Origin of the sequence: Microcoleus sp. Pol7_A1 (assembly GCF_036701085.1) — a bacterium.
GTDB classification, from domain to species: Bacteria; Cyanobacteriota; Cyanobacteriia; order Cyanobacteriales; family Microcoleaceae; genus Microcoleus; species Microcoleus asticus.
Map to the genome: position 1 here is coordinate 104,269 of NZ_JAUBQD010000016.1, position 10,234 is coordinate 114,502.

At 43.7% G+C, this 10,234-nt stretch carries 8 protein-coding genes; 6 read left to right on the forward strand and 2 right to left on the reverse strand.

All coding sequences use genetic code 11. From position 1 onward, the window contains the following. Nucleotides 1-210 precede the first annotated feature (210 nt). A complete protein-coding gene (locus QUA20_RS12190) occupies nt 211-1,986 on the reverse strand; it encodes an AAA-like domain-containing protein (RefSeq protein WP_333189087.1) in 1,776 nt (591 codons plus the stop codon). Nucleotides 1,987-2,161: 175 nt separating this feature from the next. Between QUA20_RS12190 and QUA20_RS12195 the strand changes: the two genes are divergently transcribed. The 6 genes from QUA20_RS12195 (at nt 2,162) to QUA20_RS12220 (ending at nt 8,779) form a co-directional block, all read left to right on the forward strand. Continuing rightward, on the forward strand, nt 2,162-2,707 hold the full coding sequence (locus tag QUA20_RS12195; RefSeq protein ID WP_333189088.1) for an NfeD family protein: 546 nt from the start codon (nt 2,162-2,164) through the stop codon (nt 2,705-2,707). A gap of 61 nt (nt 2,708-2,768) precedes the next feature. Next, nucleotides 2,769-3,329: an SPFH domain-containing protein gene (locus QUA20_RS12200; RefSeq protein ID WP_333189089.1), complete on the forward strand. Its 561-nt coding sequence runs from the start codon at nt 2,769-2,771 to the stop codon at nt 3,327-3,329. A 133-nt stretch (nt 3,330-3,462) separates the two neighbouring features. Beyond that, complete coding sequence (locus tag QUA20_RS12205) at nt 3,463-3,987, forward strand: type IV pilin-like G/H family protein (RefSeq protein ID WP_333189090.1); 525 nt, start codon at nt 3,463-3,465, stop codon at nt 3,985-3,987. Between the two features lie 98 nt (nt 3,988-4,085). Continuing rightward, the gene (locus QUA20_RS12210; RefSeq protein ID WP_333189091.1) at nt 4,086-4,601 is read left to right on the forward strand and encodes a type IV pilin-like G/H family protein; all 516 of its coding nucleotides are present in this window, start codon (nt 4,086-4,088) and stop codon (nt 4,599-4,601) included. Nucleotides 4,602-4,620: 19 nt separating this feature from the next. Further along, nucleotides 4,621-7,455, forward strand: coding sequence for an AAA-like domain-containing protein (locus QUA20_RS12215; protein WP_333189092.1), 2,835 nt, complete (start codon nt 4,621-4,623; stop codon nt 7,453-7,455). A 265-nt stretch (nt 7,456-7,720) separates the two neighbouring features. Continuing rightward, entirely contained in the window at nt 7,721-8,779 is a 1,059-nt protein-coding gene (locus tag QUA20_RS12220; RefSeq protein ID WP_333189093.1) for a potassium channel protein, read from the forward strand. Between the two features lie 11 nt (nt 8,780-8,790). Here the strand turns inward: QUA20_RS12220 and QUA20_RS12225 are convergent, their stop codons facing one another. Then, nucleotides 8,791-10,170 carry an ABC transporter substrate-binding protein gene (locus QUA20_RS12225; protein WP_333189094.1) on the reverse strand — a complete coding sequence of 460 codons (1,380 nt, stop codon included), beginning with the start codon at nt 10,168-10,170 and terminating at the stop codon, nt 8,791-8,793. Nucleotides 10,171-10,234 lie beyond the last annotated feature (64 nt).

A 10,234-nucleotide genomic window follows, 5' to 3' on the forward strand; every position in this document is an offset into this window, starting at 1 on the left:
CCATTGATAGAGATTTGACCGCTACCGTCTCATACCCTTTCAACTTGTGAGTAAAGGTAACAACGTTTATGGAAAATGGTATTAACTTATATCAGGCTTCCTTCTCAATCGCCTGTTTAGCAACGGGCAAGATGCCCGTTCCACAGAAACTCCATTTTCTTGTGGAACGGGCATCTTGCCCCTTCTTGAGACTGGTACAACCTATGACTATCAACCTAGGCGATCGCGAAAATACTCGTCATACAAATTGCATCTCGCACTGCAATAATTGCCCTCCTGTTTCACCAAGCCCATACTGTTTAATTTAAAGGCTAATTCTAGCCTCAATCTGACTGGCTTTTGCCCACTCGAAACCTCTCTCATCGCCTCGATTAATTCTGGATATTTTTCTAAATTCCACAAATGCCTGCGCAAATGATCGCTGTAAATTCCTGCCTCCGTTGTCGCCGATTTCAGCAAGTGATTTAAAGTCACATCTTGACGGGCAATGCGATACATCGCCAACCGCACTAAATAGGGATGTCCTCCCACTAGCGCCATCATTTCTGCAACTTCTGTAGCGCTCCAATTGATTCCGTGTCGCGCTGCTAAGTCTTGCACTTGCTGCGAATCAAACTCCAGTAATTCAATCGGTAAACCCACATTAAACGGCGATTTGTTCACATCCAGCGGGATATAAACTTCTGTCGAATGCACCACAATCAAACGAAACTTTTTCCAAATATCTCGCCGTTTTGCTTCTTCGTGTAAAGCTCGCAATAACCCAAAAAAGTCGTCGGCAATTTCTGGCGATTCAAACAGGCGATCGCTCTCATCCAACCCTAACGTCAGAGGTTTTGAGGATTCTGACAGCAAATACTGTTCAAAATAAGCCTTACAGCACTGATTGCTGCCAATCAAATCCGCTAATTCCCAACACTTCGGCAACTGCTCCAGCATTCCCAACTCTTGACCGATGCTAGCACAAAACCACTGCAAGAATGTATCTGAATTAGCGAATATTCTTCTATTTGCTAGCTGAAAACTCAGCGCTACCGTGCGAGAACCTTGCATTTCTGCATGATGCAAAATCCTCGCCATCAAAGAAGTTTTGCCCATTTGTCTGGGTGCTTTTATGCGGATCAGCGCTCCCGGCTGGGCGATCGTCTCGTAACAGCGGGATTCGATCGGAGGGCGATCGATATAAAAACGAGAAGCTATTTCAACTTGCCCTCCCGGCAATTCTGGCGGCGCGGCTGGCAGGGGTTGAATTATTGACTGTTTTGTGCTACTAATTGCGTTCCATTCTACAGCTAATTCATGGTCGGCAGTTAACGATGTGCGACCTTCTTTGATGATATTTAAAATTTCTGATAATAACTTTGATGAGTCGTCAGCACCGCGCCAAAGCCAGGGCTGAACTCCTGCTAAATAGCTGAGTAAATCAAAGGAAAGCGGTGTATTGAATTCAACTAAAATCGGTAAAATCGCTGGTTTATGAGCAGTAAAATTGTGCAATTCCTTGGCTAGCTGCACTTGTTCCAATACCATTTCGCTAGCGGCCGATTCTTGGGAAATCAGCAACAGCAAATAATCGCAACGCTTTAAATAGGAGGCTGAGTCGCTGCTGTTGTTAATAAAAAAGACTTCGTGGCCTGCCGCACTCAAAGCTTGGTGTAACTGCTGGGAAAGGGTGTTGTGTGAGGTCGATCGGGCGTTGGCTAAGCCCTCGAAGAGGATCGCTACTTTTGCCCTCACAAGCAGTACCTCCTCTGGCTCTGATTGCGCCTCAAAATCGGCTATATGGCGCCATTCCTGGCCCAATCCGCGACAAATTTCGATGAAATTGGCATAATCCACAGGTTTGCCATTCAGAAAATGGCTGACTGTAGATTGGGCCATCCCTAAATCCTCAGCCAGGATTTTCTGACTGGGGAAGCCATTTCTCAGGAGACAGGATTTAACTGCGCGAATGCACTCTTCGCGCACCCTTAGCGATCGTGGCATTGCTTATAACGATCGAGACACTGAAACCATCATAAATGCCAACCGTCCCTAAAGTTGATGAAAAGTCGATGAAAAGTCGATGATTTTTCAAATAACTCAGTCGCCAACTCAAATAGCCGCCTGATTAGATTAGAAATAACAAGGTTGAATCCCATCAAAACGAGGTAAAAGCATTGTGTATTCTATCCTAATTTTGCCGCTGGCCTCAGCCACTAATCAACCAGGTTTCGCCTTCACCCCGCCCCTATTCTGGTTGCTGCTCGGAGTTGTGCTTAGTGCGATGGAGCTATTAATCATCAAAACTCAGCCCCAAAAATACAGATTTTACCTGCTAATGATGGGAGCTTCGGCTTTAATTGAATCATTTATTTTGTGGAGAGGTTCGGTAGCATTTCAGTTTAGTTGGGCGAACATAATGTATGAAGATTTTGACTGGCAAATCTTCTACTGGATGGGGATAGCCCTGGCGCTGAGCATCTGGATTCGACCGATTTTCATTGTTCGCAAAAAGTTTGTGATTCCCGAAGCAACCGAAGCTACAACAATCTCCGAAATTTTCCCCGGAGAAACCGGAATGGTTATTTATGAAGGGGCTTCGTGGAAAGCCCGCAATGAAGACTCCCAAGGGGCGATCGCACCCAGACAAAAAGTTTACGTTTTGCGCCGCGAAGGAAACACGCTGATTGTTGTACCAGACAGATTAATTCACATCAACGGCTAAACTTTGGCAGCCACCTCAATTCATCTTTAGTTCACAGCTTAAAATTAGCAGGAGATTCACTATGTATCAGTATTTTTTGATGGTGTTGTTTGCAATCACCGGAGTATCCTTAGCCAGCAGCGTTAAAATCGTCCGTCAAGGAGATGAGGCTTTAGTTGAAATTTTCGGAAAGTACGATCGCAAGAAACTCGAACCTGGTTTGACATTTCTGATTCCCTTTGTCGAAACAGTCGCCTATAAACAAACTCTGCGCGAGCAAATTTTAAACTTGCCACCGCAACCCTGCATGACGCGCGATCGCCTTGCCATTACCGTTGAATTTATTGTTTACTGGCGAATAATTGACTTAGAAAAAGCTTCCTACAAGGTGCAGAACCTCAAGGAAGCGATGTTAAATATGCTGATTCTTTCAATTCGGACTCACATTGCGACATTATCCCTGGAGGAACTTTACACGGCTCGCAATGAAATCAATAATGCTTTAGTGGAGGAGTTGGATACAACGACAGATCCTTGGGGTGTGAAGTTTACGAGAGTGGAATTGCGCGATTTTGCGATCGGCAGTAAAGTTATTCAGCCAACATCCATTGACCGGAAAGAAGTACAAAAGCTGCGAGCTTAGGGATTAGTATTCCCTCGTTTAACTCGTTACCAGGCTCTTCCTGGTAACGCAGATCCAGAGGCTCGGCCTCGCCGAATTTAATGGAGTTTTCAAGAACCAAAGTCTTTACTACAAACAGAGAGGATACAATACCATGAGTCAACAAAATTCTAAATCAGCTAGCATTGCATCTAATACTCGTGAATGCTTATGGATTTTAATCTTCTTTGGAATAGTTTTTTTAATCTGTCGACCATCATTTATGGTTAAACTTAGGAAAAACAAGCAATGGGAAGCCAGAGAATATATTAGCTCATTGAACAAAGGTCAGCAAGCCTATTTTGCTAAAAAAAGTGTTTTTAGCACTTATGTTAAGGCTTTAGGAATTGGCATTAAAATCGAGACAAAAAATTACAATTATTCCATTCTAACCACAAAAACAGCAACATTTAATTATGGAGTCTCAAAGCAAAAAGACCTTACAAGCTATGTCGGTGGTGTCTTTGTAATTCCTGCTACCCAAGTTAACTCAAATGCTTCTAAAAATAAAATAACGACCACATCTATATTGTGCGAAGCTGATTCTCCCGGTACAATTAAACCAGCAGAACCAACTTATCAAAATGGCAAGCTTGTGTGCGGTACAGGCACAATAGAAGTGACCAAAAAATCTCACTAAAAGCAAGATAATTACAGTCGATTACTAATATCAAATCGACCTTCAATTGAGATTTACCTGACTAAAGTCTTTACAACAAACAGAGAGGATACAAAACTATGAGTCAACAAAATTCTAAATCAGCTAGAATTTCATTCAATGGTTGGGGACGCTTATTGGTTTTAATCGGGCTTGGAGTAATTGTTTCGTTCCCTGTGCGATTATTTCTGATTAGGGTTAGGGACGTAAAGCAATTGGGAGCCTACGAGTCTGTTAGCTCAATAAACCAATGTCAGCAAGCCTATTTTGCAGAAAAAAGTCTTTTTAGAAACTCTGTTAAAGCGTTAGGAATTGGCATTAAAACCGAGACAAAAACTTACCAATATTCACTACTGACCACAAAAACAGCAACATTTAATTATGGAGTCTCAAAGCAAAAAGACCTTAGAAGCTTTGTCGGTGGTGTGTTTGTAATTCCTGCTACAAAAGTTGAGTCAAATGCTTCTAAAAATAAAATAACAACCACATCTATATTGTGCATAGCTAATTCTGCTGGTACAATTAAACCACCACAACCCACCAATCAAAATGGTAAAATTGCTTGTGCTACAGGCACCATAGAACTGAAAAACTAATCTAACTAGAGGCTAGATAATGACAGTCGATTACCAATATCAAATCGGCGGCAGTCTCCCGCAAAATGCACCTACTTATGTAGTGCGACAAGCTGACTCAGAACTTTATCAAGCCCTAAAAGCCGGAGAGTTTTGTTACGTGCTCAATTCCCGACAAATGGGCAAATCCAGTTTGCTGGTGCGAACTGTACAAAAACTCTCGGCTGATGGTATTGCCTGTGCTACGATCGACCTTTCGGACATTGGCAACCAGCAAGTCTCTCTGGATAAGTGGTACGGTGGCGTCGCTTACAAACTTTTGTGCAGTTTCAACCTGTTTAACCCAGTCGAGTTTATGACTTGGTGGCGGGAGAGAGAGTTGATGTCGCCAGTGCAGCGCTTAGGAGAGTTAATTGAAGAATTGCTGCTGGTCAAAATTTCTCAAAACCTGGTCATTTTTATTGATGAAATTGATAGCGTTCTGAGTTTTCAAGAACCGCTAGACGATTTCTTTGCATTAATTAGATGTTGTTACAATAAACGCGCTCACAATTCAGAATACCAGCGCATTACATTTGCTTTGCTGGGAGTAGCTACGCCGTCGGATTTAATTAGCGATGCAACTCGCACGCCCTTTAATATCGGTTTAGCTATTGAATTGCACGGTTTTAAATTACAGGAAGCTCTGCCTTTAGCAAAAGGGTTTGAGGGAAAAGTAGACAATCCTCAAGAGGTTTTAAAAGAGATTTTGGACTGGACTGGAGGGCAGCCATTTCTGACTCAAAAGCTTTGCAAGCTGATTCTGCACAATCTAAAAAGCTTAGCTTCGGCTTCTCTTATATCAGACTCAACCGATGAAATCAAAACTGAAAACTTTACTACTAATAAATTATTAATTAGCAAGATAGTGCAATCTCATATTATTGATAATTGGGAATCATCCGATGAACCTGTACACATAAAAACAATTCGCGATCGCCTTCTCAGAAGTCAGCACCGCGCCAGCAGGTTATTAGGATTATATCAAAAAATATTGCAACCCTTTGAACCCCCCCAACCACCCTTAAAAACGGGGGATGAAATGCCAGAATTACCCTTATTAAGGGGGGGGTCGGGAATCTGGGCGGATGATACTCCCGAACAAACTGAATTGCGGTTGAGCGGATTAGTAGTAAAACGAGCCGGAAAATTAACCGTATCCAACCGCATTTACGCAGCTATATTCAGCCACAACTGGATAGAAAAAGCACTCGGCGACTTGCGCCCCTATGCTGAATCCCTAACAGCATGGATAGCTACAAGTTGTCAAGACGAATCTCGCTTGTTGCGCGGTCAAGCACTCGAAGATGCGCGAAAATGGGCTGCAAATAAAAGCTTGAGTACCCAAGATTATCAATTTTTAAATGCGAGTCAAGAAGCGGAATTTGCTAAGTTCCGCTGTCAAGAAAAACAGCATCAAGCTGAAATAGAACAACTGCGTCGCGAAAAAAAAATACTAGAGGAACTAAGCGAAGCACAAAAGCAGAAAAAAGTGATTGCAATTAAACTTTGGCGCGAGCAACAACTGAGAGTGCAAACAGTTACAGGAGCAGCAACAATACTAATATTAATTCTGATAGCAGCATTTTGGGTTAAACCGTCAATCGAAGAAAGAAACAACAAAATTCTCACTCTCAGTTTGCTATCAGAAACGCTCTTGGCTGCGGATAAAAAAGAGGAAGCTTTGCTAGAAAGCATTAGAGCTGTTACAGAAATGAAAGGATCGCTCGGAGTGAGTTCAGATATTCAGATGCGAGTGGCGATCGCCCTCGAACAGGCAGTTTACAGCTTTCGGGAACGCTGCAGCTTGCAGAGTCAAGCCAGTACCCTTGCTTTCGCGAGTTTCAGTCCCGACAGTCAAACAATTGTGACGGCTACCGATGATAATTATATCAAACTTTGGCAAACTAAGGGAACTTTGCAAGCAACATTAGCTGGCCATACTGATAAAATTAGAAATGCCATCTTCAATCCTAGCGGTCAGCTCATTGTCTCAGCCAGCGACGACAAAACTCTCAAAATTTGGCAAAAAAATGGCAAATTAATTCATAATTTAAAAGGACACAGCGGTCAAGTAACAAGTGTCTCTTTTAGTCTAGATGGTAATATTATTGCTTCAGCCAGTGTCGATGGAACTGTGAAACTATGGAAAATCAACGGTGAAAATTTATCAACTTTTAAAGTAGAGCGAGGTTGGATAACCAGCATGAGTTTTAGCCCAGACGGTCAGATAATTGCTGCGGCTGGCACTGATGGCACTGTTAAACTTTGGAGTTTGAGCAAGATTAAGGAAAAGTTGCAAAAACAGGAGTCAATTGAAGCAAGCACCGATATCAAATTGTTCCGAACTTTACAGATTGAAAGTGATAAAATTATGAGTGTAACTTTCAGTCCAGACGGAGCAATGCTGGCGGCGGCAAGTGCTGGGGGAACTGCGAGAATTTGGAGCAAAGACGGCACACCGCTAAGTATTTTAAAGCATACAAGTGGATTGACAAATATCAGTTTTAGTCCCGACAGCCAAATGTTGCTATCTGCAAGTACAGACAAAATGGTAAGGCTGTGGAATATTGACGGTACATTGCTCAAAACTTTAAAAGGTAACAAGGATGCTGTTTGGAGTGCGAGTTTTAGTCCAGACGGCAAGGCGATCGCAAGTGCTAGTGCTGACGGTACGGTGATGCTGTGGAATCTTAATCTTGACGATTTGCTGGTGCAGGGCTGCAATGTCGCCCGCAATTATTTTCAGACAAATCCGATCGCCAATCCCAGCAATCGCCACCTCTGCGACGGGATTGGAACTCAGTCGGAACTCACGCAAAAAAAACCGGGTTAAGAGTCAAAATCTTGAGTTTGGCAGCAAAGTATCTAGGCAGAAACTGGCTTTTTGACCAAGAATTTCTTGATGGTACCCGCCACGTGATTTATTCGTGGAATCAATCCAAAATCTCAAATCTAAAATCCTCAAGCCCCCGCATTTATCCGTGGGGTCGCCTCTAAAATCTAAAATCTAAAATCTAAAATCGATTGACCGCCCCTGCGTCTAGGGCTGATATGGTTACAATTGGTAGCAGCTAATAGGTAATAGGTCAGCCCGATCGGTGTATTCAACTCTAGAGCAAAAGTACCAGCGCCTGCAAAAAGACTTAACGGGCGGAGTCATCGCCCTGGGCGGCATTTTCTGCACGGGTACTCTCTGGTATTGGCAGGTGGAAAAATGGTCTTTGCTGGATGCCGCTTACATGACAGTATTTACTCTAGCAACTGTGGGCTACGGTGAACTTCAGCCCCTCGGGAAACGCGGGCGAATGTTTACCATATGCCTGATTTTGATGGGCGTGATTGTGATTGGTTTCATCGTCAACCGCTTTACAGAAGCGCTGATTGAAGGATATTTTCAAGAAGGAGCAAGAATTAGGCAGCAGCGACGATTGGTAGATTCTTTGATCGGGCATTACATTCTCTGCGGTTTTGGGCGCATTGGGCGTCAGATTGCCTTGGAATTTCAGGCAGAAAATATTCCTTTTGTGGTGATAGATTCGGCGGTGCAGTCGGTTGAGGCAGCTTTGGCGCTGGGATACACGGCTGTCCAAGGAGACGCGACTCTGGACGAAATTTTGCTGAGTGTGGGGATCGATCGCGCAATTTGCATAGTAGCAGCTTTGCCTTCGGATGCCGAGAATTTATACACTGTCATGTCGGCGAAAACTCTGAATCTCAAGGTGCGGGCGATCGCCCGCGCCACCACAGAAGAAGCCGTAAAGAAGTTGCAGCGGGGTGGCGCCGATGCCGTCGTATCCCCCTACATTAGCGGCGGAAAGCGGATGGCGGCGGCGGCTTTGCGGCCTCAAGTTATGGATTTTTTAGATGTTGTTTTGACGGGCACCGATAGTTCTTTTTACATGGAGGAATTTTTGATCGATCCCAATACTTGTGTCTACGTCGGGCAAAGTTTGAGAAATGCCAAGTTGCGATCGCAATCGGGGGCCTTGGTTTTAGCGGTGCGGCGCGCTGGCGGGACTTTGATTGTGGGGCCTACTGGAGAAACTGCGATCGAAGGAGGAGATATGCTGATTTGTTTGGGCACCGCTGAACAACTGCGAACTCTCAATCAAATCCTCAGTCCCCTGAGTTTTCGCCTCCCCCGGCCTCCCAAGTAGAAGTAGTACGATCAATCGCAGTTTAAACCCGCCGCTGCTGTCGGAAATTCTATCGGCACAAAAGTCACGCCAAACTGCTCCTGAGAACACTTGACAATATGCACTAATATCGGACTAAAATTTTTGCGCGAGCCCGTTTTGTCAAACTGAATTGTTCCGGTGGCTCCGGTGACGCTAAAATCTGGATTGGCAATAGTTTTTTGCATCCCTTCGCGGCTGGGTTGCTGCTGCTCTTCTATGGCTTGAATCAGCGTCTTAGTCGCATCGTAGGTTAATGCAGTTCGGTGACTGACATTTCCTTCCCAAAGCTTGCGAGTATCCTCAAGGAATTTGCGGTCGGGAGAGTTTAAATGATGCCAAGAAACTGCGACCGCCATTTTCTCAAAAGACGGTAACTTAGCAGCAGCTTCTAAGGTGTTTTGACTGTATATTCCCCCGGTTCCGACTACCCAATTGCGGTCTAGATTGGCTTGGAAAAGTGCCATCGCATTCTTGATGGCGATCTGGCCGTGACTCGGACTTAAAACGATCGTTGTTTTCTCTGTTTGCCTGACTTCTTGTATGGCTTTTTTAACATTAAAATCGCTTTTTGACAGATCGAATTCGGTGATTTTTGCAATATTTCCTCCCCGTTCTCTAAACTGTTTTCTGAATTCTTCCCAAAAAGAGGAAGTGGATTCGCTGCTGGTGCTGTAGAAACCCGCTGCTGTGGTTTGACCTTTTTTTTCAATCAGATATTTCACGAATACTTCAACACTAACTTTAGTCCGAGGCACAGTCCTAAAGAAAAATTTTCGGGGTTTTTCTGTGGCTGCTTCCGTCGTACTGCCGGGGGAAATTAATACTAAATGATTTTGGTTGTAAATATCGACTGTATGGGCTGTCATTGCGTTAGTGTAGTGACCGACCGCGCCCAAAACACCGCCCAGTTTGACTAGGGAATTAGCGCGGGCGATCGACTCATCTTTTAGATTGGCATCGTCAGCAATTATGACTTGTAAACCTTTTCCTTTAATAGCTTGATTTTCTTGAAAGTCTAAACCGTTTAGGTTGCGATCGATCTCTGAATTGAATAATTTTAAATTAACTTCCGTTTGCGCTTGAGCAACCCCCCGCAAGATTTCTTTAGGCAAGTCGAGTTCGGCTCTACCTTGTTCGTTTGTGCGAACGGGAACGATTATGGCAATGGTGTAATAATCTGCTTTTTTAGCCTTTAATAAGGCATTATTCATGTAAATTAAAGTTTCTGGATCTTTGCGTTCTTCTTCATGCCACGACCTTTTAAAGTAATTAAATGCTTCCCGATAATTAGATTTGGCAAAGTCATTAACTCCGTCTTGCTTTAATCGAGGAGTCGAGGATTTTAGGAGAGATTCTTGGGAGCGTGTCACTTTTGCGATGAGTATTTATACTCAAACATTTCTTCGCTTACCAATTAAGCCATTTAAGTAAGCA